This is a genomic window from Variovorax sp. KBS0712 (assembly GCF_006323185.2).
GTDB classification, from domain to species: Bacteria; Pseudomonadota; Gammaproteobacteria; order Burkholderiales; family Burkholderiaceae_C; genus Variovorax; species Variovorax boronicumulans.
This window is the reverse complement of record NZ_VCCD02000002.1, coordinates 788,993-811,283: the sequence shown is the minus strand read 5'-3', so window position 1 is coordinate 811,283 and position 22,291 is coordinate 788,993. Positions and strand designations below refer to the sequence as shown.

The following is a 22,291-nucleotide window of genomic DNA, read 5'->3' as shown; positions in this document are numbered from 1 at the left end:
CCCCCAGGCTGCGCGGCACTGCGTGTCCGCTACGCCAACCCCCTACCGGGGGCAACACCTGAGGCCCGGCGAAGCCGGTTCCTCGGTGTTTCACGAAAAGCGCCATGACCCGCGACCCACTCAGCCAAGCGAAAGACACGGACTTGCCGGCGTCGCTGATTGCATTGCGGCGCGCCGCGCAAACAGCACGCAAGGTGGCAGTGCGCACCAACACTGCCATCGTGGTTTAGCGGGGCCAGAAGCCCGTCCGCATCACGGCGGAAGAGCTTCGCAAGGCCGGGGTCAAGTAAGCCCCGGCTACTTCGCGGCTTGCTGCTTGCCCCACACCACCGTGTCATCCACCGCATAGGCCGCACACGTCACCTTGCGTTCGGTGCAGCCTTTCAGATGCTCGGTCAGCGCGGCCGAGCTGGTGGCGGTGCCGAACTTCTGGTCGCCGGTGAGCAGGAAGATGCGGGGCCGGGCCTGCAGCAGGAACTGACGGTACGCATTGCGCACCGGGGTCGGGTCGGCGCCGATGGACGGCAGGGCCTGCAGGTCCGACAGCTCGGCATGGCCGGAAGGCGCGGGTTCCCCGTTGGGACCGAACACCACGCCGGTGCTTTTCAGCAGATCGCGCCATGTCGCCAGCTCCGTGGTCACGCGCTGCGGCAGTTCCATCACCCATTGCGCCGGATAGGCAAAGCCAAGGTTCGCGCCGCCGGGCGCCACGCTGTCGGTCACGCCGACCAGTCGGCCCTCGGTGTCGAACAACCCGCCGCCGCTGGAACCTGAAGACACGGGCGCCGACGTTTGCACGATCGGCAGTTGCCCGGGCGCGCGCGGACGCAGCGCGGAGATCAGGCCCTCGCTCAGCGTGCGTTCGAGGCCATGCGGGCTGCCGACGGCGAACACGCGCTGGCCGACGCGCAACTCGGCGGTGGGCACGATCTGCACGGCGGGCAGCTGCAGCGGCGTTTCGCTCGTGAGCACGCACAGGTCGCGCGACGGATCGGGGTCGCGCACGATGCGGGCGATGCGCAGCGTGGTCGGGCCCTGCACCACCGTGACGGCGACGGCGCCGTCGACCACGTGGCAGGCCGTGGCCAGCGCGCCCGAGGTCACGGCCACCGCGCTGCCGATGGCGGTCTGGTTGTTGCCGCGTTCGCCTTTCACGGTCCAGACGGCGGGAGCGACCTTGCGGAACACCTCCTCGGGCGTGAGTGCCCAGGCCTGGCAGGCCGCGAGGCCGAGCCAGAGTCCGGTGATGAGTAGCGAGGTGCGGCGGCGCCGCGTGAAGTGAGGAGCCATCCGGGTCAGTGTAGGAAGCCGGTCCACGGTTTGCCGTAGGCGGTCACGCTGTCGCAGCGGGCGCCCGGAACCCGCGTGCGTTGGTTAGACTGCGCGCCCGCTGCATCCTCCGCCGGAAGGCCTTCATTCGCCATCATGCTCACCGTCCATCACCTGAACAACTCGCGCTCGCAACGTGTGCTCTGGCTGCTCGAAGAACTCGAGCTGCCCTACGAGATCGTCCACTACCAGCGCGATCCCAAGACCATGTTGGCGCCCGCTTCGCTGAAGGCCGTGCATCCGCTGGGCAAGTCGCCGGTGGTGACGACCGACGACGGCGCGACGCTGGCGGAATCGGGCGCGATCATCGAGTCGCTCATCGAACGCTACGGCCAGGGCCGGCTCGCGCCCGCGCCGGGTTCGCCCGAGGCTTTGCGCTACCGCTACTGGCTGCACTTCGCCGAAGGCACGGCGATGTCGCCGCTGCTGCTCAAGCTGGTGTTCGACCGCATCGAGACGAGCAAGATGCCCTTCTTCGCCAAGCCGATCGCCAAGGCCATCGCGGCGAAGGCGAAGTCGGCCTTCATTCATCCGAACATCACAGGCCATCTGAATTTCATGGAGGCCGAACTTGGCCGCAGCGAGTGGTTCGCGGGCAATGAATTCACGGGCGCCGACATCCAGATGAGTTTCGTGGTCGAAGCCTCGCAGGCGCGCGGCGGGCTCGATGCGCGGCGGCCCAAGCTCATGGCCTACCTGGAGCGCATCCATACGCGCCCGGCCTATAAGCGCGCGCTGGAGCGCGGCGGCCCCTACGAACTGCTGAGCTGAGTTTTTTCGAACGCGCGCTTCATGACGGGAAGACGTAAAGGAGCGCGTAGGTCATCGTCACATAACGCAGGAACTTGCCGATCGCCATGTAGCCCACGCAGGGCCAGAACGGCAGCTTGAGCCAGCCGGCGACCGCGCACAGCGGGTCGCCCACGATCGGCAGCCAGCTCAGCAGGCAGGCCTTCGGGCCCAGCCGCTCGAGCCAGCCGAGCACGCGCAGGTGGTGTTTCGAGTGCGAGTACTTGTCGGCCACCTTGTGCGCGCCGTAGCCCATCCACCAGTCGACCGCGCCGCCCAGCGTGTTGCCCACGGTGGCCACGGCGATGGCCTGCCAAAACATCTCGGGGTTGAGTTTCAGCAGGCCGAACAAGATCGGTTCGGAGCCCACCGGCAGCAGCGTGGCCGACACGAAGGCCGCGATGAACAGCGTCGAAAGTCCGTACTGGGGGAGCGCGAGGAGCGCCAGGAGTGCGTCGAGCCAGGCTTGCATAAGGTCGGCGAAGTATAGGCAGCGCTCACGTCGCAAGCGCGTGGGAGAAGGCCCCGCGAAATACTGGTGTTTACGCCTGTGTCGCAAGCGCAAAAAGGCGTAAATCGTTTCAGTCGCTGAAATGCCACGTGGCTACAATCGTGCCTCATTTTTCAGCAGCCGACCCGCACAGCACTCCTTCCCATGACCTTGCAGATCGGCACCCACACGCTGGAAAACCGGCTGTTCGTCGCGCCCATGGCCGGCGTGACGGACCGGCCCTTCCGCATGCTGTGCCGCGAACTCGGCGCGGGCTATGCGGTCAGCGAGATGGTCACCTCGCGCAAGGAACTCTGGAACACGCTGAAGACTTCGCGGCGCGCCAACCACGACGGCGAGCCGGGCCCCATTGCGGTGCAGATCGCCGGCACCGACGCGGCCATGATGGCCGAGGCCGCGGTCTACAACATCGAGCGCGGCGCGCAGATCATCGACATCAACATGGGCTGCCCGGCCAAGAAGGTCTGCAACAAGTGGGCCGGTTCGGCGCTGATGCGCGACGAGCCGCTGGCCCTGGAAATCGTGCAGGCCGTGGTCGACGCGGCACAACCATTCAACGTGCCGGTCACGCTCAAGATGCGCACCGGCTGGAGCGAAGACCACCGCAATGCGGTGAAGCTCGCACGCGACTTCGAATCGGCCGGCGTGCAGATGCTCACCGTGCACGGGCGCACGCGCGAGCAGGGCTACAAGGGCCATGCCGAGTACGACACCATCGCCGCCGTGAAGGCCGCGGTGCGCGTGCCGGTGGTGGCCAACGGCGACATCCGCTCGCCCGAGAAGGCGCGCGACGTGCTGGCGGCCACGGGCGCCGACGCCGTGATGATCGGCCGCGCCGCGCAGGGCCGGCCGTGGATCTTCCGGGAGATCGCGCATTTCCTGGACACCGGCACCCACCTGGCGCCGCCGCTGGTGGCGGAGGTGCGCCGGCTGCTGCTCGATCATCTGGTGGAGCACTACGCGCTGTACGGCGAGTTCAGCGGCGTGCGCACGGCGCGCAAGCATATCGGCTGGTATGTGCGCGCGCTGCCCGACGGCGAGGCGTTCCGCGCACGCATGAACGCCATCGAAGACTGCGCCGGCCAGCTGCGCGCGGTCGACGACTATTTCCAGGGGCTTGCGGACCGCATGGACCGCATGCCCGCCCCGACGGCAGACGAGGAGCCGGCGGGAGAAGAGGAGACGGCCTGCGCCGTCGATTGAGCGAAGAGAAAAAGAGAAGAAGCAATGAGCAAGAAACACATCGAGGACTGCGTTCGCAGCAGTCTAGACAGCTACTTTCGCGATCTGCGGGGCACCGAACCCGACGGCATGTACGAGATGCTCGTGCGCGTGGTCGAGAAACCCCTGCTCGACGTCGTCATGACGCGCGCCGAAGGCAACCAGTCCCGGGCCGCCCAATGGCTGGGCCTGAACCGCAACACGCTCCGCAAGAAATTGGTCGAGCACAAACTTTTGAAATAACTCCACGGCATATTCCATGGCTCAGACCGCACTCCTTTCCGTTTCCGACAAGACCGGCATCCTTGAATTCGCGCAGGCCCTGCATGGCCTGGGCGTCAAGCTGCTGTCCACCGGCGGCACCGCCAAGCTGCTGGCCGACGCCGGCCTGCCGGTGACCGAGGTCGCCGACCACACCGGCTTTCCCGAAATGCTCGACGGCCGCGTGAAGACGCTGCACCCGAAGATCCACGGCGGCCTGCTGGCGCGCCGCGACCTGCCCGCGCACGTCGCCGCGATCAAGGAGCACGGCATCGACACCATCGACCTGCTGGTGGTCAACCTGTACCCGTTCGAAGCCACCGTGGCCAAGCCAGGCTGCACGCTGGAAGACGCCATCGAGAACATCGACATCGGCGGCCCGGCCATGGTGCGCAGCGCGGCCAAGAACTGGAAGGACGTGGGCGTGCTCACCGACGCCTCGCAGTACGCCGTGGCGCTGGCCGAGCTCCAGGCTGACGGCAAGCTCAGCGACAAGACCAAGTTCGCGTTCTCAGTGGCCGCGTTCAACCGCATCGCCGACTACGACGGCGCCATCAGCGACTACCTCTCGGCCATCGACTTCGACGCCAGCATCGGCCAGCCCGCGCCCAAGCGCTCGCTGTTCCCCGCGCAGAGCAACGGCCGCTTCGTGAAGGTGCAGGACCTGCGCTACGGCGAGAACCCGCACCAGCAGGCCGCGTTCTACCGCGACCTGTACCCGGCGCCCGGTTCGCTCGTGTCGGCCAAGCAATTGCAGGGCAAGGAACTCAGCTACAACAACATCGCCGACGCCGATGCGGCGTGGGAATGCGTGAAGAGCTTCGACGTGCCCGCCTGCGTGATCGTGAAGCATGCCAACCCCTGCGGCGTGGCCGTGGGCGTCGACGCGCTCGAGGCCTACAGCAAGGCCTTCAAGACCGATCCGACCTCGGCCTTCGGCGGCATCATTGCCTTCAACCGCCCAGTCGACCTGGCCACTGCGCAGGCCGTCAACAAGCAGTTCGTCGAAGTGCTGATGGCGCCGGGCTACACGCCCGAGGCACTCGAAGTGTTCCAGGCCACCAAGGCCAAGCTCAACGTGCGCGTGCTCGAGATCGCACTGCCCCAGGGTGGCGCCACCGACTGGGACAACGGCCGCAACGCGATGGACGTCAAGCGCGTCGGCTCGGGCCTCCTGATCCAGACCGCCGACAACCACGAGCTGGCACTGGCCGACCTCAAGGTGGTCAGCAAGAAGCAGCCCACGGCGCAGCAGCTGCAAGACCTGCTGTTCGCCTGGAAGGTCGCGAAGTACGTCAAGAGCAACGCGATCGTGTTCTGCGCCGACGGCATGACCATGGGCGTGGGCGCGGGCCAGATGAGCCGCCTCGATTCGGCGCGCATCGCCAGCATCAAGGCCGAGCACGCGGGCCTGTCGCTCAAGGACACGGCGGTGGCGAGCGACGCCTTCTTCCCGTTCCGCGACGGCCTCGATGTGGTGGTGGACGCGGGCGCAGGCTGCGTCATCCAGCCGGGCGGCTCGATGCGCGACCAGGAAGTGATCGACGCGGCCGACGAGCGCGGCGTGGTGATGGTGTTCTCGGGCGTGCGCCACTTCCGGCACTGAGCCTGCAGGCCCTGCGGGGCCTGCCCGAACAAGGCCAGGGTCGCTCACGCGGCCCTGGCCTTTTTGTTGTGGTCGCTACTCGTGCGTGCCGAAGCGGTACTTGAGCTGGAAGCTGATCGCGCCGTAGAGGCGGTTCCTGATCGTCGGCACGTAGGCGATGTTCAGGCCCCAGTTCTTGCCCTCGATGGCGGCCGTGGGAATGATGGCCGGGAACCAGTTGCCGTTGCGGTAGTCGGGGTAGCCGTCGAAGCCGCCCACCACCGCGCCGAACTTCACGCCGTAGAACTCGAAGGGCAGGATGTACAGGCCGACGTAGTGCGACTGGCGCCGGTTGCTGTTGTGGAAGGTGCCGGCCGTGACGCGGTAGGTGTCGTTCAGCGGGTACTCGAAGCCCAGGCCCGGGTTGGCGTTTTCCAGGCCCTTGCCGCTGTCGAAGTGGGCCGAGTAGAAGCCGGGGTTGACCCAGATGTTCTTCGGCTCGAAGGACTGCGCCAGCGCGAGGCCCGGCAAAAGAAGGGCACTCAGCAGCGGCAGCATGCGCAAGGGGGTCATGGGCGGGGCATCCTGAAATTGGTCTGTCTCGCGGCTTCGATGGTGGCTGCGATGACGGCTTCCCTTGGGTCTGCGCGCGGGGGCACGGCCCCGCGAACGCCGGCGCAATATACACGCGGCCATCGCGAAAACGATGACATCGCTCAGGCGGGCCGCGCCAGGTACTTGCGGAACAGCTCGGCCAGCCGCAGCGCCGCCAGCGACAGCGGCTTGCCGCGCGGCGAGACGATGCCAAGTTCCAGCGGCGGCACCGGCATCGCGAGCGGCACGCGCTCCACCAGGTCGGCATACGGCGGCATGGTGAGCATGCCGGCCGGCCCGACCATCAGCGCGTCGCTGCGGGTCAGCAGGCCCCAGCTCACGCCGAACGACGCCACCTCGATGCGGTGCTCCGGCAGCGGCAGGCCCTGCGCGGCGTACTGTTCGAGCAGGAAGGTGTGCTGGCTGCCCGGCGCCAGGTGCATCAGCCATTCGGCGCCCGCCACTTCTTCCCATCGGGTGGCGCGGTTCAGCGGATGGCCGCGCCGGCAGAGCACCGCCATCTCGATCATGTCGAGCCGTTCGAACGCGAAGTCGGCGTCGAGCGCCGCGGCCACCGGGCCGGCCACCGCGAAGTCGATCGTGCCTTCGCGCAGCAGCGGCAGCACCTGGGGAATCAGGCCATCGAAGAGCTTGAGCTGCGCATGCGGCATGGCCTTGCGAAAGGCGCGCACCACCTCGGGCAGCACGCCCAGGAACACCATCGGCGTCACCGCGACGGCCACGCGCCCGTGCTGGCTGCCCTGCAGGATGCGGATGTCCTGGCGCGCGAGTTCGAGCTGCTGGTGCGCCAGCCGCGCGCGCACGGTGAGCTGGCGGCCGCACTCGGTGAACTCGATGCCCCGCGAACTGCGCAGCACCAGTTGGGCGTCGACCTCGGCCTCGAGTTCGCGGATCGCCTTGGTCACGGCCGCCTGGCTCAGGTGCAGGCTGCGCGCGGCGGCGCGGATGCTGCCGGTGTCGGCCAGCCGCAGCCAGGCCTTGAGCTGGTGGTCCTTCATGCGGCGCATTCTGCCGCCCGGCGCCACCGGGTGATCCCCAGACAAACGCAGGTTGTCATCGCGACAAGCGATTGTCTTTTCCGGCGCGCGGCCGATTTCTAGACTTTGCGCACCGGTCGTCTCATGGTGAGCGGCGGGACTCTCACAGGAGATCGCTTCGTGCCTGCACTGTCATTCGCGTGGACCCGCCGCACCGTCCTGGCCGGACTGGCCGCCGTTGCCCTGGGCGCCTCGGCCCAGTTTCCCGAGCGCCCGTTGAAATTCATCGTGCCCTACGCCGCCGGGTCGGGCGTGGACGTCGCGGTGCGGCCGGTAGCCGACGCCATGGGCCGCGAACTGGGCCAGGCCCTGGCGGTGGACAACCGCCCCAGCGCCGGCGGCATCGTCGGCACGCAGGCGCTGGCCACCTCCGCGCCGGACGGCTACACGGTCGGCTACGGCAACCTCGTCACGCTGAGCATCAACCCGGCCTTCTTCTCGAAGCTGCCCTACGCGCCCGAGAAAGACCTGGTGCCGGTCGGCCTGATCTCGAGCAACGCCTACGTGCTGATCGTGCGAAAGGACCTGCCGGTGCGCAACCTGCAGGAGCTCATCGCCTACGGGCGCGAGCACCCCGGCAAGCTCTCGGCCGGCTCGCCCGGCATCGGCAGCGCAGGCCACCTGACCGGCGAATTGCTGAAGGCTGAGACGGGCCTGACGATGGTGCAGGTGCCCTACAAGACCGGCACGCAGGCGGTCGGCGACATGGTCAACGGGCAGCTCGACGTGACCATCGAGAACATCTCGGCGGTGCTGCCGTTCATCCAGCAGGGCCGGGTCAAGGCGATCGCCGTGACCAGCGCCAAGCGCGCCGGCGTGCTGCCCGAGGTGGCGACGGTGGCCGAGAGCGGCGTGCCCGGTTTCGAGGTGGTGGCCTGGGGCGCGCTGATGGCGCCGGCGGGCACGCCGCGCAAGACGGTCGACCGGCTCAACACCGCATTGCGCACCGCGCTGGCCGACCCGGCCGTGGTGCACGCCAACGCCGCGCTGTCGATCGAGGCATTGCCTTCGAGTCCCGAGGAACTCAGCGCGCTGATGAAGCGCGAGAAGCCGCGCTGGGCCGACGCCGTGCGGCGCGCGGGCGTCAAGGGCGACTAACGCAGGTCCGATCGATCGATTTCATTTTTCTCAAGGAGACAACGCATGCAACTCTGGCAACTGGAAGCCGCCGACCTGGCGCTGCGCATCAAGGCGCGCGAGCTCTCGTGCGTCGAGGCGGTGCGCAGCAGCCTGGCGCGGCTGGAGGCCGTCAACCCACGGGTGAACGCCGTGGTCGACGGCTGCGCCGACGAGGCCCTCGGCGCGGCGGCGCAGGCCGATGCCGTGCTCGCGAAGGGCGAGGCGACCGGGCCGCTGCACGGCGTGCCGGTCACCATCAAGGTCAACGTCGACCAGCGCGGGCATGCCACCACCAACGGCGTGGAGGCCTACCGCAGCGTCGTGGCGAAGGACGACAGCCCCGTGGTCGCGAACTTGCAGCGCGCCGGCGCGATCGTGGTCGGCCGCACCAACACGCCCGCGTTCTCGATGCGCTGGTTCACCGACAACGCAGCGCACGGGCGCACGCTGAATCCGTACAACGCCGACGTCACGCCGGGCGGTTCCAGCGGTGGCGCGGCGGCGGCGGTGGCGGTCGGCATCGGCGCCATCGCGCACGGCAACGACCAGGGCGGATCGATCCGCTACCCGGCCTACGCCTGCGGCGTGTACGGCCTGCGCCCGAGCTTCGGGCGCGTGCCGGCTTTCAACCCCTCGGGTACGGGCGAGCGGCCGATGGTGGTCCAGCTCACGTCGGTGCAGGGGCCGCTGGCGCGCAGCGTGCGCGACCTGCGGCTGGCTTTTGCCGCGATGGCGCAGCGCGATGTGCGCGACCCGTGGTGGGCGCCCGCGCCGCTGGAATCGGCCACGTCGGGCAGCCCCGTCAGCGTGGCGCTGTGCACCGAGCTGCCCGGCTACGCCTGTGACCCTGAGGTGGCCGACGCCTTGCAGCGCGCCGCGCGCCGCCTGGAGCGCGCCGGCTACCGCGTCGAGCCCGCGCAGCCGCCGCGCCTGCGCGAGACGGCCGACCTCTGGCTGTCGCTGACGATGGCCGACAGCCGGCTGCTGGTGGAAGAGGCACTGATGCGCGACGGCGACGACACCATCCGCCAGGCCTACCGCGCCATGGATGCGCACGCGCCGCAGTTCGACACGGTGGGCTACATGCGTGCCCTGGCCGCGCGCACGGGCTTGATGCGCGAATGGGCGCTGTTCCTGCAGCGCCATCCGCTGCTGCTGATGCCGGTGTCGTGGCGCCATCCGTTCCCGGTCGACGCCGACCAGCGCGGCAGCTCTGCGATGCGGGAGATTCTGGATGCGCAGAGCCCGCTGCTGTCCACCGCGATCCTCGGATTGCCGGGGCTGTCGGTGCCGATGGGGCTGCGCCACGGGCTGCCCACGGGCGTGCAACTCGTGAGCGACCGCTTCCGCGAAGACCTCTGCCTGGCCGCGGCCGAAGTGCTCGAAGCCGAGGCCGGGCCGGTGGCGGCGGTCGACCCCGCCTGAGCGGGGAGGGCGCGCGTCAGCGCTTACTGAAGATGTCGCGCGCCGCCGCGATGGTGGCCGCGATGTCGTCCTCGCTGTGCGCGGCGCTCACGAAGCCTGCTTCATAGAGTGCCGGCGCGATGTACACGCCGCGATCGAGCAGGCCGTGGAACAGTGCATTGAACTGCGCGTTGTCGGTGGTCATCACCGTCGCGTAGTTCTGCGGCAGTTCGTTCATCAGGAAGAAGCCGAACATGCCGCCTTCGCTGTCGGCGTTGAAGGGCTGGCCCTCGGCGGCCGCGGCGGCCTTGAGGCCGTCGACCAGCGTGCGGGTCTTCTTGGCCAGCGCTTCGTAGAAGCCGGGCTTCGAGATTTCCTTCAGCGTGGCCAAGCCGCAGGCGGTGGCCACCGGGTTGCCCGACAGCGTGCCGGCCTGGTAGACCGGGCCCAGCGGCGCGAGCTGTTCCATGATGGCGCGCGGGCCGCCGAAGGCCGCCAGCGGCATGCCGCCGCCGATCACCTTGCCGAGCACCGTGAGGTCGGGCGTGATGCCCAGCACGCCTTGCGCGCCGTGCAGGCCGACACGGAAGCCCGTCATCACCTCGTCGAAGATCAGCAGCGCGCCGTGCTGCGTGCACAGCTCGCGGCAGCGCTTCGCGAATTCGGGCGTGGCGCGCACGAAGTTCATGTTGCCGGCGATCGCCTCGATCATCAGGCAGGCGATGTCCTTGCCGTGCAGCGCGAAGGCTTCTTCGAGCTGCTGCAGGTTGTTGTACTCGAGCACCAGCGTGTGCTGCACCACCTCGGGCGGCACGCCGGCCGAGGTCGGGTTGCCGAAGGTGGCGAGGCCGGAACCGGCCTTCACGAGCAGCGCGTCGGCGTGGCCGTGGTAGCAGCCTTCGAACTTGACGATGGTCTTGCGGCCGGTGGCGCCGCGCGCCAGGCGCAGCGCGCTCATCGCGGCCTCGGTGCCCGAGCTCACGAGGCGCACCATCTCCATCGATGGCACCAGGGCCAGGATGGCTTCGGCCAGTTCGATCTCGCGCTCGGTCGGCGCGCCGTACGAGAAGCCTTCGAGCACGGCCTTCTGCACCGCCTCGACCACGGCGGGGTGGCCGTGGCCCAGGATCATCGGACCCCAGGAGCCGATGTAGTCGATGTAGCGCTTGTCGTTGGCGTCCCAGAAATAGGCGCCTTGCGCGCGCTGGATGAAACGGGGCGTGCCGCCGACGGCCTTGAAGGCGCGCACGGGCGAGTTCACGCCGCCGGGGATCACGGCGCGGGCGCGCTCGAAAAGAAGGTCGTTCTGGTCAGTCATCAGTGTCGCGTGTCGTGCGGGGGTAAAGCGAAATCGGGTGGGGTGTCGGGCGCGTCGTCTTCGTCGTCCTCGGGCTCGGCCCAGAACAGGCGGTCGGGCAGCACGTGGCCCATGCCGGGGCGAAAGCCCGCGTCGAGGCAGCGGTCCATGTAAGCGAGCGCTTCGGTCGTGGCAGCCACGAGGTCAGTGCCGCTGGCGAGCAGGGCCGCGAGCGCGGCCGAGAGCGTGTCGCCGGCGCCGGCAAAGACGGCTTCGAGCCGTTCGTACTTCTCGCTGGCCAGCACCGACTGCGGCGAGGCCAGCACGTTGTCGATGAACTGGTCGGGCAAGACCATGCCGGTGACCAGGGTGTAGGGCACGCCGAACTCGCCGGCGGCCTTGGCGATGTCGCGCGCGCCGGGCGGGCGCTCGCCGCTCCAGTCGGGCAGCAGCCAGCGCCACAGGGTGCTGTGGTTTCCAACCAACACCGTGGTCTGGGGCAGCACGAGGTCGCGGAAAGCGTCCAGATAGGCCTCGATCAGGTTCTCGTCCCACCACGACAGGTTGGGCATGTAGGCCACCACGGGCACGTCCGGGTAGTCGGCGGCGGTCTCGGCGATGGTGCTCAGCGCCTCGGGGGTGCCGGCAAAGCCGATCTTGATCAGCTGGACCTCGACGTCTTCGAGGATGGCGCGCGCCTGCTCGGCCACGGCCTCTTCCTCGAAGGCGAAGTGGTCGAAGATCTCGGCCGTGTCGCGCGCGTAGGCGCCCGTCACCACCGGCAGAATGTGAGCGCCCACCGATCCCATGGCCAACGCGTCGGCGCCCAGGCCGCCCGCGCCGCTCGGATCGCTGGCATTGAACACCAGCACGCAGGGGGGATTCAGGTCGCGTTCGCTCAGCGCCTCGTCGTCCTGCGAGGGGTCGTTAAGATTGCCCGGGTTACGGGCGTTCTCGTCTGGATGTAAGTAGATGGTCATACGCCTAGCGAAATCCCCTGGATGGTGGCATAGGCGCGACGTTTACGGTCTGCCAGTGAGATACGCATAGATACACTCGTTGCATTTAATGAACAAGGACTTTAAGCTCCGATGAACACGAAAACTTGGATGTGCCTGATTTGTGGGTGGATCTATGACGAAGCGGTTGGTGTACCGGAAGACGGCATCGCGGCAGGCACGGCCTGGGCCGATGTGCCGATGAACTGGACCTGTCCTGAGTGCGGTGCGCGCAAGGAAGACTTCGAAATGGTTGAGATCTGACAAGCATGGCATAGGGCTACGCGATCTGCGTCGATGTTCGGCGCGGCGGGCATCCAAGTCTCATGAGCAGGAGCGTTTGCAATGGGCCCGAATGGATCTGGTTACAAGGTGCTGGTCATCGATGACAGCAACACCATCCGGCGCAGTGCCGAGATTTTTCTGAAGCAGGGTGGGCACGAGGTTCTTCTCGCGGAAGACGGCTTCGACGCGCTCTCCAAGGTTAACGACCACAAGCCTCACCTGATTTTCTGCGACATCCTGATGCCTCGCCTCGACGGCTATCAGACCTGCGCCATCATCAAGCGCAACGCGCATTTCTCCAATGTCCCGGTCGTCATGCTGTCTTCGAAGGATGGCGTATTCGACAAGGCCCGCGGCCGCATGGTCGGGTCCCAGGACTATCTCACCAAGCCATTCACCAAAGACCAGCTGCTGCAGGCCGTGCAGCAGTTTGGCATTGTTCAACAGGAAGTGCAGTAATGCCCATTCGAAAAATCCTCGTCGTCGACGACTCCAAGACGGAACTGGTGTTCCTGACCGACCTCCTCCAGAAGAACGGTTTCTCCGTGAAGACGGCCGAAAACGCCGACGACGCGATGCGCCGCCTCGAGGAAGACCACCCCGACCTGATCCTCATGGACGTGGTCATGCCCGGCCAGAACGGCTTCCAGCTCACGCGCGCCATCGCTCGCGACCCGAAGTACGCCGCCATCCCAATCATCCTGTGCACCAGCAAGAACCAGGAAACCGATCGTGTCTGGGGCATGCGCCAGGGCGCACGCGACTACATCGTGAAGCCGGTCAACGCGGCCGATCTGATGTCCAAGATCAGCGCGCTCGCCTGAGCGGGAACCTGCGCACTCCATGGCGAATCGCGACGCGCTGCGCGCCTTCCAGTCCCGGCTTGCGAGCCGCCTCCAGGCCGCGCGCACCACGGGCGTGGCCGCGAGCTGGCTGGCGGTCGAGGCGGGTGAGGGCAAGTACCTCTTTCCGCTGGCGCACGCCGGCGAAATCTTTCCCTGGACGCCGCCCCAGCCCGTGCCCTATACGGAGCCCTGGTTCCTCGGCGTCGCCAACCTGCGCGGTGGCCTGTACGGCGTCGTGCAGCTGTCGGCGTTTGCGTCCGGTGCGCCGGGCGCCCCTGCCGCCACCGAGGCGGCACGCATCCAATCGCGGCTCGTGGCATTCAACGAGCTGCTCGAAGTCAACTGCGCTTTGCTGGTCGATCGACTGGCGGGGTTGCGGGGTGCGGAGGCCTTCACGGCCGCCGACGCCCCGGGCGCAGAGGCCCCGGCCTGGCACGGGCATCTGTACACCGACGCAGCAGGAGAGCGCTGGCAGGAAGTCAACCTGCAGGCGCTTTCGCAGCAACCCCAGTTTTTGAGTATTGGTGCGTAGTGCTTCGGCACATGGCACTGGCAACCACCTGAAGGACCGACCGTGAGCTCGATCGCCGACAAGTTCAAGAAATTACTCCCCGCGACCAACGGGAACGACAAGGCCCGCGTCGACGGCTCCGGTTCGATATCGCTCGACGATGTCGACACGGTTCAGGTTCCGGACGAAAAAACGATCCGCCTCGCCAAGAAGGGCGAGGGCGCATCCGCCGCCACAGCCGACACCGGCTTCGGCGGCATCGACGCGCTGGGCGACCCGGCGTCCGTCGAAGCCGCCAACGCGGCCACGCTCGAAGCGGCTCCGCTGGCCCCCGCCGCGGGCGGCATGGGCGCCAACCCCGCCAAGCAGCAGCGCGTGCTGGCCATCATGCTGGCCATCGTGGTGCTGGCGCTGTTGCTGGTGGCCGGCTCCGCCATCCTTCGCGCGGAACGCCTGGCGCAGCAGGTGGCGGCCACCGGCCAGTCGCTGATGCAGTCGCAGCGCCTGGCCAAGTCGATCTCGCAGGCCCTCGTCGGCAGCGCCTCGGCGTTCGTCGAAGTGAAGGACAGCGCCGACGACCTCTCGCGCCGCGTGCAGGGTCTGACCAACGGCGACGACGCCTTGCGCCTGGAAGCCGTCGGCAACCAGTACGACGAGGAGATGAACAAGATCAACCCGCTGGTCGCCCGCGCCGACACCAGCGCCAAGGCCGTGCTGGCCCAGCGCCAGATCCTGACGCAGGTGGGCGCCGCCTTGCGCGACATCAACCAGCAGTCGTCCACGCTGCTCGAAATGACGGAAACCGTCGCGTCGCTGAAGATGCAGCAGAACGCCACGCTGCCCGAGATCTCGGCCGCCGGCCAGCTCGTGATGCTGACGCAGCGCATCGGCAAGTCGACCAACGAGTTCTTCACGGTCGAGGGTGTGAACCCCGACGCCGTGTTCCTGCTGGGCAAGGACCTGAACACCTTCCAGGAAACCACCCGCGGCCTGCTCGACGGCAACGCGCAGCAGCGCTTCCCCGGCTCGAAAGACCCGCAGACGCGCCAGCAGCTCGAAGCCATCCTGAAGACCTACGAACAGATGCGCACGCAGGCCTCGGCCATTCTGGGCAACCTGCAAGGCCTGGTGGCCGCGCGCGAAGCACAGGCGTCCATCCTGACCGACAGCGAGCCGCTGCGTAAGTCGCTGGGCGAACTGCAAGAAAAGCTGTCCGCACGCACCGGCCTGGGCGCCGGCACCATCGTGCTGCTGTTCGTGCTGTCGCTGGCCGCCCTGGCCCTGGCCGGCGCCATCGGTTTCGTGCAGGTGCGCGAAGGCCGCGAACGTGCCGCCGTCGCCGAACGCGAGCGTCTGGCTGCCGAGCAGGCGTCTGAAGAAGCCGGCCGCGTGAACAACGCCAACCAGGCCGCCATTCTTCGCCTGATGAACGAACTGCAAACGGTGGCCGAAGGCGACCTGACGCAGGAAGCGACCGTGACCGAGGACATCACCGGCGCCATCGCCGACTCGGTGAACTACACGGTGGAAGAACTGCGTTTGCTGGTGGGCAACGTGCAGAACACGGCGACCCGCGTGGCGCAGACGACGTCGCAGGTGGAAAACACCTCGACCGAACTGCTCGCCGCCTCGACCGAGCAACTGCGCGAAATTCGCGAAACCGGCCAGTCGGTGCTGACCATGGCCGAGCGAATCAACGGCGTGTCCTCGCAAGCGCAAGAGTCCGCCACGGTGGCGCGCCAGTCGCTGCAAGCCGCATCGTCGGGCCTGCAGGCCGTGCAGAACGCCATCGGCGGTATGAACTCCATCCGCGACCAGATCCAGGAAACCTCCAAGCGGATCAAGCGCCTGGGCGAATCGTCGCAAGAGATTGGCGAAATCACCGAACTGATCTCGGACATTACCGAACAGACCAACGTGCTGGCCCTGAACGCCGCCATTCAGGCAGCATCCGCCGGTGAAGCCGGCCGCGGCTTCTCGGTGGTGGCGGAAGAAGTTCAGCGACTGGCCGAACGCTCCGCAGACGCCACGCGCCAGATCTCGGCGCTGGTGAAGGCGATTCAGACCGACACGCAGGACGCGGTGGGCGCCATGGAGCGCTCCACGCAGGGTGTGGTCGAAGGGGCCAAGCTGTCCGACAACGCGGGTACCGCGCTGTCCGAGATCGACCGCGTGTCGCGCCGACTCGCTGACCTCATCGAGCAGATTTCGCAGTCCGCCTCCCGCGAGGCCGATTCGGCTAACGTGGTGGCCGCCAACATCCAGCACATTTTTGCGGTGACGGAACAGACCGGAGAAGGCACGCGGACCACGGCCCAGCAGGTGCGCGAGCTCTCGCAGATGGCCGAAGAACTGCGTCGCTCCGTGGCTCGTTTCAAGATCGCGTGACAACAGATAGATAAGAACGGCGAGCAACCACGTGTCGATTCAAACCCCTGCCACGGCCCCCCTCGCCGGCAACATGCCGGCCACCGAAGACCTCGGGCCGTTGGCCTGGGTGCTGGGAGAAATCCAGAAATCCCTCGACGGTGTCGGCAAGTCGCTGCGGCGTTTCGTGCGCGACGTGGGCAGTGCCACGGAGCCCGAGAGCGGTCCGCTGCAGATGGCCCGCCAGCAACTGCACCAGGCCGTCGGCGCGCTGCAGATGGTCGGCCACAGCTCGCCCGCCCTGGTGCTCGGCACCATCGAATTCGCGGTGCAGGGCTTCATCGCCGAACCGCAGCGCTGCACCGAGAGTGCCGTGCACAAGATCGAGCGTGCCGGCTTTGCCGTCACCGATTTCCTCAGCGCACTGCTGGCCGGCAAGGCCGTGTCGTCGGTGGCGCTGTTCCCGCAGTACCGCGACGTGCTGGAGCTGGGCGGCAATGAGCGCGTCCACCCGGCGGACCTGTGGAGCACCGCGTGGCGGTGGGTCGAGGTCAAGCCAGCCCTCACGCAAGCCGCGCTGGCCTATGACCCGGCCGTGCGTTCGCGGCTCGACCGCGAGGTGCTGCAACTGGTCAAGAGCGGCGACGCGCAGGCCGCGCGACGGCTGCATGCGCTGTGCCTGGGGCTCGGGCGCGGCGCGCTGCTGCCGCGCGTCGCGAGCTTCTGGACGCTGGCCGCGGGCTTCTTCGAAGCCCTTGCCCTCGGCCTGATTCCCGCCGACACCTACGTCAAGCGCGCCGCCTCGCGCGTGCTGCTGCAGTACGCCACGCTGGCGCGCGGCGACAGCGTGGTGTCCGACCGTCTCGGCCAGGACCTGCTCTTCTTCTGCGCCCAGGCCGTGCCCGGCGCGCAGGACGACGCCGCCACGCTGCGCACCGTGCGCAGCGCCTGGGGCGTGACGCAAGAACCGCGCGTCGACTACACCGTGGTGCAGTTCGGCCGCTTCGACCCGCTGGTGCTCTCGCAGGCGCGCAAGCGCATCGAGACCGCCAAGGAAATGTGGTCGGCGCTCTCGGGCGGCGACATCACGCGCACGCGCCAGGTGGCCGACACGTTCGCGCAGCTCGGCGAATCGCTGTTGAAGCTGCACCCGCCGAGCCAGCCGATGGTGCAGGCGCTGACGCACGCCGTGGACGCCTCGGTGCGTTCCGGCCAGCCGCCCGACACCGAACTGGCGATGGAAGTCGCCACCTCGGTGCTGTACCTCGAAGCCGCGCTCGAAGACCTCGACCCCAGCGACCCGCAGCTCACGGCCCGCACGCTGCAGCTGGCCGGCCGCATCGAACGCGTGCGCGACGGCGGCCGTTCCGAGCCGCTCGAGCCCTGGATGGAGGACCTGTACCGCCGCGTCAGCGACCGCCAGACCATGGGCACCGTGGTCGACGAGCTGCGCAGCCACCTGAGCGAACTCGAGAAGTCGCTCGACCAGTATTTCCGCCGCCCGGCCGAAAAGCCGCTGCTGCGCACCGTGCCCACCCAGCTCATGCAGATGCGCGGCGTGTTCTCGGTGCTGGGGCTCGAGCAGGCCGCGCACACCGTGCAACGCATGCGCGACGACGTCGAGCAGATGCTGCAGGTCAACCGCTCGCCCGTCGAGGAAATGGCCACCTTCGACGCGCTCGGCAACAACCTGGGCGCGCTCGGTTTCCTCATCGACATGCTGGGCTACCAGCCCGCACTGGCCAAGCGCCTGTTCGTGTTCGACGCCGAGGCCGGCGAACTCAAGCCGCTGATGGGCCGCCAGGCCATCGATGCCGCGGCCCCGGCCGAAGGCGCTGCCGCGCCGGCCGCCGAGCCCGTGCTCAGCATCGAGGAGGTCGACGCGCAGATCGCTTCCAAGCTTGCCGCCTTGGCCACGCCCAACCGCAAGACCAAGCCGTCGCCGCTGGAGGAGTTCAGCCGCAAGGCCGAGAGCTGGACCACCAAGATCACGGGCCCGTCGGCGCTGCCCGACACCGAGGTCACCGAGCTCGAAGAAGACGACCTGCAGAACATCTTCCTGGACGAAGCCCGCGAAGTGGTGGGCAACGGCCTGGCCGCCATCGCCGCGCTCGGCAACCGTCCCGGCGACACCGAAGAACTCACCATCCTGCGCCGCGCGTTCCACACGCTCAAGGGCAGCTCGCGCATGGTCGGCCTCACCGACTTCGGCGACGCCGCCTGGTCGCTCGAGCAGGTGCTCAACACCTGGCTGGCCGACCAGCGAGATGCCACGTCCGAGCTGCTGTCGAGCACCGAGCGCATGCTGCGCGATTTCAGCCAGTGGGTCGAAGCCATCGCTGCCGGCGATGCGGGCACCTGGCACTCGGCACCGTTCAGCCGCGTGGCCAACGCGCTGCTGGCCGGCGAGCCTGTGCCCGCGCCGGTGCGCGTGGCCGACGCCGAAGCGCTCGCGGTGGCCGCGCGCCACATCGCCGCGGAGCCGGCGCCGCTCGCACTGCCGGAGCTGCCTGAGCTCCCCGACCTGTCGCTGACGCCGCAAGATGTCGCAGCCCCTGACGCCACGTTGGACTTCTCCGATTGGCAGCAGGCGCAGAAGCGCCACACGCACCGACCAAGCCTGTCACACCCGAGCCCGACGACGATTTCGCTTCCACCGACTTCCTCGACTTCGAAGGCAAGCAGAGCACCGCGCCCGCACCGCTCGAAGCGCTGCCCAGCGGTGACGATTTCGATTTCCTCGCACCCCCGAAGACGCATGCACCGGCCGAGCCCGCCGTGTCGCACGCCGAACCCGAGCCCGCCCCGGAAATCGAAGCGACGGTGCCGACCGCGTCGGGCCTGCCCGATCTCGAATGGGCGCCGGAGCCGCTGCCGCTGGCGGCTGCGGAGCCTGTCGCCGAGACGGTGGCACCTGTCGAAGTCATCGAGGCCGCCGAAGAACTGCCCGCATTGGAAGTGCCGGTTGAACTGCAGCCGGAGCCGGAACCTGTGTCGGCGGCCATCGAAGTCGCCCCCGAGGCCCCCGTTGTCGTCGAAGAGCTGCCAGCCGCCGTCGTGGCCGAACCGGAACCCGTGTCGGAGCCTGAGCCCGTGCTGGCCGAGGCCACTCCTGAACCCGAGTCTTCCATCGCCCCGAGCGCCGAAGACCAGGTCAAGGTGATCGGCCCGCTGCGCATCGGCATCGCGCTGTACAACGTCTACCTCAACGAAGCCGACGAATGGTCCCGCCAGCTGGCGACCGATGTCGGCGAATGGGCGCTCGAAACCCACGAGCGCCTGCCCGACTCGACCATTGCGCTGGCCCACTCGCTGGCCGGCAGCTCGGCCACCGTCGGCTTCCACAGCCTCTCGGGCATGGCCCGCCTGCTCGAATCGGCGCTGCAGCATTTGCAGATGCAGGGCAGCGGCACGCGCGAACAGGGCGTGGTGCTGGTCGCCGCGGCCGACGAACTGCGTCGCCTGCTGCACCAGTTCGCCGTCGGCTTCCTGCGTGATCCGTCCGAAGCCACGCTGCAGGCGCTGCGCGAAATCGCCGCCGCACCGATGCCGCCCGAAATCGCCGCGGCCCGTTTCGAGACGCTGCTGCCCAAGCAGGTCGTCGCCAACGACGCCTTTGCCGACGTGGTACTGGACGACAACGAAGACGCCATCGACCTGGCCGATGCGGTCGACGTCGACCTGTTCCCGATCTTCGAGGAAGAGGCCGCCGAACTGATGCCGCAATTGGGTGAGGCGCTGCGCCAGTGGTCGCACCACCCCGACGACGCCGCGCCGCGCGCCTCGGTGCTGCGCACGCTGCACACGCTCAAGGGCAGTGCCCGGCTGGCCGGCGCCATGCGCCTGGGCGAGCGCGCGCACCGCATGGAGTCCGAGATCGAACTGCTGGGCTCCCAGGGGGCGGAGCGGGCCGACATCGAGAAGCTGCTCACCCGCCTGGACACGCTGCAACACACCTTCGATGCCCTGCGCGCGGCCGACGACGCCGCCCAGGTCGAGGTGGCCCAGCTGATCGCCACCGCCAGCCCGACCGCGCCCGCCATCCAGCGCGTGCAGGCGGCGCCCGAGGTGCGCGAGTCGGCGAACGACGACCAGGCCGAAGCCGCTTCCGCCGAAGCCGCTGCTGAAGCCCCGTCGGCCCTGCTGCCGCGCCCCGTGCCGGCCCTGCTCGCGCCGCTGCGCGCGGCTTCGGGCCAGGCGGTGCGCATCCGCACCCAGCTGCTCGACCGCCTGGTCGCGCAGACCGGCGAGGTCATCATCACGCGTTCGCGCCTGGAGGCCGAACTGGGCCAGCTGCGCGGCTCGCTGGCCGACCTCACGGGCAACCTCGACCGCCTGCGCCAGCAGCTGCGCGACATCGAGGTGCAGGCCGAAAGCCAGATGCAGTCGCGTTTGGCGCAGGCCAAGGACTCGCAGCAGAGTTTCGACCCGCTCGAGTTCGACCGCTTCACCCGCGTGCAGGAACTCACGCGCATGATGGCCGAGTCGGTGAACGACGTGGCCACCGTGCAGCGCACCTTGCAAAAGACCGTGCAGGCCACGGAAGACGACCTGAGCGTGCAGGCACGCCAGACGCGCGAACTGCAGCGCGGCCTGCTGCGCACGCGCATGGTGGAGTTCGAAGGTATCTCCGACCGCCTGTACCGCGTGGTGCGCCAGGCCTCGAAGGACACCGGCAAGCAGGTGCGCCTGGACATCGTCGGCGGCTCCATCGAAATGGACCGCGGCGTGCTCGACCGCATGACGCCCGCCTTCGAACACCTGCTGCGTAACTGCGTGGCGCACGGCATCGAGGATGTGGCGGCGCGCGAGAAGGCCGGCAAGGACGCCAGCGGCCTCATCGTCATCGACCTGCACCACGAAGGCAACGACGTGTCGGTGAGCTTCCGCGACGACGGCGCCGGCCTCGACCAGAAGCGCATCGCCGAACGCGCCCGCGCCCTCGGCCTGCTCGGCCCCGACCAGGACCTGTCGCCCGAGGAAGCCACCGAGCTGATCTTCAAGCCCGGCTTCTCGACGGCCGGACAGGTGTCCGAACTGGCCGGCCGCGGCATCGGCATGGACGTGGTGCGCGCGCAGATCGCCGCGCTCGGCGGCCGCATCGAAACGCACAGCACGCCGGGCCAGGGCACCACCTTCAAGCTGGTGCTGCCGCTGACCACCGCCGTGACGCACGTGGTGATGCTGCGTGCGGGCGAGGTGTCGATCGGCGTGCCGTCGAACCTCGTGGAACTCGTGCAGCGCGTGAGCGGCGCCGACCTCGAGGCCGCCTACCTGAACCACAGCTTCGCCTTCGGCACCGAGCAGGTGCCGTTCTACTGGGCAGGCGCGCTGCTGCAGCATTCGATTCGCAGCGAGCACGCCGCCACCAAGAACAACACGCTGGTGATCGTGCGAAGCGCGGCGCAGCGCGTGGCCCTGCATGTGGACGAAGTGCTGGGCAACCAGGAAGTCGTGGTGAAGAACCTCGGCCCGCAGCTCGCGCGGCTGCCCGGCCTGGCCGGCATCTCGGTGCTGGCTTCGGGTGCGGTGGCGCTCATCTACAACCCGGTGGCGCTGGCCGCGGTGCACGGCGACCAGGCGCGTGCGCGCCAGACCGCCGCGCTGGCCGCGCCGACGCATGCCGCTTCGGTGGACACCGGCGCGCCGCAGACGCCGGCCGCCTTTGCCCCGGTGGTGCCGCAGATCCCGCTCGTGCTGGTGGTGGACGACTCCATCACCGTGCGCCGCGTCACGCAGCGTCTGCTGCAGCGCGAAGGCTATCGCGTGTCGCTCGCGGCCGACGGTCTGCAGGCGCTCGAACGGCTGCAGCAGGAGCGCCCGGCCGTGGTGCTGTCGGACATCGAGATGCCGCGCATGGACGGCTTCGACCTGGCTCGCAACATCCGCGCCGACGTGGCCCTGGCCGAGCTGCCGATCATCATGATCACCTCGCGCATCGCCGAGAAGCACCGCGAGTACGCCCGCGACCTGGGCGTGAACCACTACCTGGGCAAGCCGTACTCGGAAGAGGAATTGCTGCGCCTGGTGCGTGCCTACACGAGCGAGCCGGCCGCGTTGGCGGTGGCCTGACCGGCATCGGCCGCGCCGGCAGTCGGCGCGCAAAAGAAAAGGGCC

The 22,291-nt window shown here is 68.4% G+C and carries 19 protein-coding genes and 1 pseudogene; 14 read left to right on the top strand and 6 right to left on the bottom strand.

Annotation, left to right across the window (positions count from 1 at the left end):
* Positions 1-104: 104 nt before the first annotated feature.
* Positions 105-230 carry a hypothetical protein gene (locus FFI97_RS34025; protein WP_260685084.1) on the top strand — a complete coding sequence of 42 codons (126 nt, stop codon included), beginning with the start codon at positions 105-107 and terminating at the stop codon, positions 228-230.
* Positions 231-297: 67 nt separating this feature from the next.
* Here the strand turns inward: FFI97_RS34025 and FFI97_RS20685 are convergent, their stop codons facing one another.
* Positions 298-1,290, bottom strand: coding sequence for a trypsin-like peptidase domain-containing protein (locus FFI97_RS20685; RefSeq protein WP_082818224.1), 993 nt, complete (start codon positions 1,288-1,290; stop codon positions 298-300).
* 135 nt (positions 1,291-1,425) lie between these two features.
* On the opposite strand from FFI97_RS20685, the gene FFI97_RS20680 reads away from it, so the two are divergent.
* Complete coding sequence (locus FFI97_RS20680) at positions 1,426-2,100, top strand: glutathione S-transferase (RefSeq protein ID WP_062479135.1); 675 nt, start codon at positions 1,426-1,428, stop codon at positions 2,098-2,100.
* A gap of 19 nt (positions 2,101-2,119) precedes the next feature.
* Here the strand turns inward: FFI97_RS20680 and FFI97_RS20675 are convergent, their stop codons facing one another.
* On the bottom strand, positions 2,120-2,590 hold the full coding sequence (locus tag FFI97_RS20675; protein WP_062479132.1) for a YqaA family protein: 471 nt from the start codon (positions 2,588-2,590) through the stop codon (positions 2,120-2,122).
* 183 nt (positions 2,591-2,773) lie between these two features.
* On the opposite strand from FFI97_RS20675, the gene dusB reads away from it, so the two are divergent.
* The 3 genes from dusB to purH are packed head-to-tail and all read left to right on the top strand — an operon-like array spanning position 2,774 to position 5,717.
* Entirely contained in the window at positions 2,774-3,832 is a 1,059-nt protein-coding gene (gene dusB, locus FFI97_RS20670) for a tRNA dihydrouridine synthase DusB (RefSeq protein WP_070062764.1), read from the top strand.
* Positions 3,833-3,856: 24 nt separating this feature from the next.
* Positions 3,857-4,093, top strand: coding sequence for a Fis family transcriptional regulator (locus FFI97_RS20665; protein ID WP_056577757.1), 237 nt, complete (start codon positions 3,857-3,859; stop codon positions 4,091-4,093).
* A 16-nt stretch (positions 4,094-4,109) separates the two neighbouring features.
* A complete protein-coding gene (gene purH / locus FFI97_RS20660; RefSeq protein WP_139704811.1) occupies positions 4,110-5,717 on the top strand; it encodes a bifunctional phosphoribosylaminoimidazolecarboxamide formyltransferase/IMP cyclohydrolase in 1,608 nt (535 codons plus the stop codon).
* A 75-nt stretch (positions 5,718-5,792) separates the two neighbouring features.
* Here purH and FFI97_RS20655 read toward each other — a convergent pair whose 3' ends face one another.
* Positions 5,793-6,269 carry a hypothetical protein gene (locus FFI97_RS20655; RefSeq protein ID WP_062479124.1) on the bottom strand — a complete coding sequence of 159 codons (477 nt, stop codon included), beginning with the start codon at positions 6,267-6,269 and terminating at the stop codon, positions 5,793-5,795.
* 143 nt (positions 6,270-6,412) lie between these two features.
* Positions 6,413-7,309 (bottom strand): LysR substrate-binding domain-containing protein, encoded by an 897-nt coding sequence (locus FFI97_RS20650; RefSeq protein WP_062479122.1) that lies wholly within the window; start codon positions 7,307-7,309, stop codon positions 6,413-6,415.
* A gap of 159 nt (positions 7,310-7,468) precedes the next feature.
* Between FFI97_RS20650 and FFI97_RS20645 the strand changes: the two genes are divergently transcribed.
* Complete coding sequence (locus FFI97_RS20645) at positions 7,469-8,446, top strand: Bug family tripartite tricarboxylate transporter substrate binding protein (protein WP_260685082.1); 978 nt, start codon at positions 7,469-7,471, stop codon at positions 8,444-8,446.
* A 45-nt stretch (positions 8,447-8,491) separates the two neighbouring features.
* Entirely contained in the window at positions 8,492-9,892 is a 1,401-nt protein-coding gene (locus tag FFI97_RS20640; RefSeq protein ID WP_139704809.1) for an amidase family protein, read from the top strand.
* Positions 9,893-9,908: 16 nt separating this feature from the next.
* Here FFI97_RS20640 and hemL read toward each other — a convergent pair whose 3' ends face one another.
* Positions 9,909-11,189, bottom strand: coding sequence for a glutamate-1-semialdehyde 2,1-aminomutase (hemL, locus tag FFI97_RS20635; RefSeq protein ID WP_139704807.1), 1,281 nt, complete (start codon positions 11,187-11,189; stop codon positions 9,909-9,911).
* A complete protein-coding gene (locus FFI97_RS20630; RefSeq protein ID WP_139704804.1) occupies positions 11,189-12,148 on the bottom strand; it encodes a hydroxymethylpyrimidine/phosphomethylpyrimidine kinase in 960 nt (319 codons plus the stop codon). The genes hemL and FFI97_RS20630 overlap by 1 nt, the downstream gene beginning before the upstream one ends.
* A 111-nt stretch (positions 12,149-12,259) precedes the next feature.
* Here FFI97_RS20630 and FFI97_RS20625 point away from each other — a divergent pair, with 111 nt between their 5' ends.
* The 7 genes and pseudogenes from FFI97_RS20625 (at position 12,260) to FFI97_RS34015 (ending at position 22,246) form a co-directional block, all read left to right on the top strand.
* Positions 12,260-12,430, top strand: coding sequence for a rubredoxin (locus FFI97_RS20625; protein ID WP_007838397.1), 171 nt, complete (start codon positions 12,260-12,262; stop codon positions 12,428-12,430).
* 81 nt (positions 12,431-12,511) lie between these two features.
* A complete protein-coding gene (locus tag FFI97_RS20620) occupies positions 12,512-12,910 on the top strand; it encodes a PleD family two-component system response regulator (protein WP_021012487.1) in 399 nt (132 codons plus the stop codon).
* Entirely contained in the window at positions 12,910-13,275 is a 366-nt protein-coding gene (locus FFI97_RS20615; RefSeq protein WP_062479114.1) for a PleD family two-component system response regulator, read from the top strand. The genes FFI97_RS20620 and FFI97_RS20615 overlap by 1 nt, the downstream gene beginning before the upstream one ends.
* Before the next feature lie 19 nt (positions 13,276-13,294).
* A complete protein-coding gene (locus FFI97_RS20610; protein WP_062479111.1) occupies positions 13,295-13,828 on the top strand; it encodes a chemotaxis protein CheW in 534 nt (177 codons plus the stop codon).
* A 42-nt stretch (positions 13,829-13,870) separates the two neighbouring features.
* Positions 13,871-16,195 carry a methyl-accepting chemotaxis protein gene (locus tag FFI97_RS20605; RefSeq protein WP_139704803.1) on the top strand — a complete coding sequence of 775 codons (2,325 nt, stop codon included), beginning with the start codon at positions 13,871-13,873 and terminating at the stop codon, positions 16,193-16,195.
* Positions 16,196-16,268: 73 nt separating this feature from the next.
* Positions 16,269-18,437: pseudogene (locus tag FFI97_RS34345) on the top strand (Hpt domain-containing protein); the annotation flags it as partial.
* A 515-nt stretch (positions 18,438-18,952) separates the two neighbouring features.
* Entirely contained in the window at positions 18,953-22,246 is a 3,294-nt protein-coding gene (locus FFI97_RS34015) for a response regulator (protein ID WP_409574636.1), read from the top strand.
* Positions 22,247-22,291: the final 45 nt, after the last annotated feature.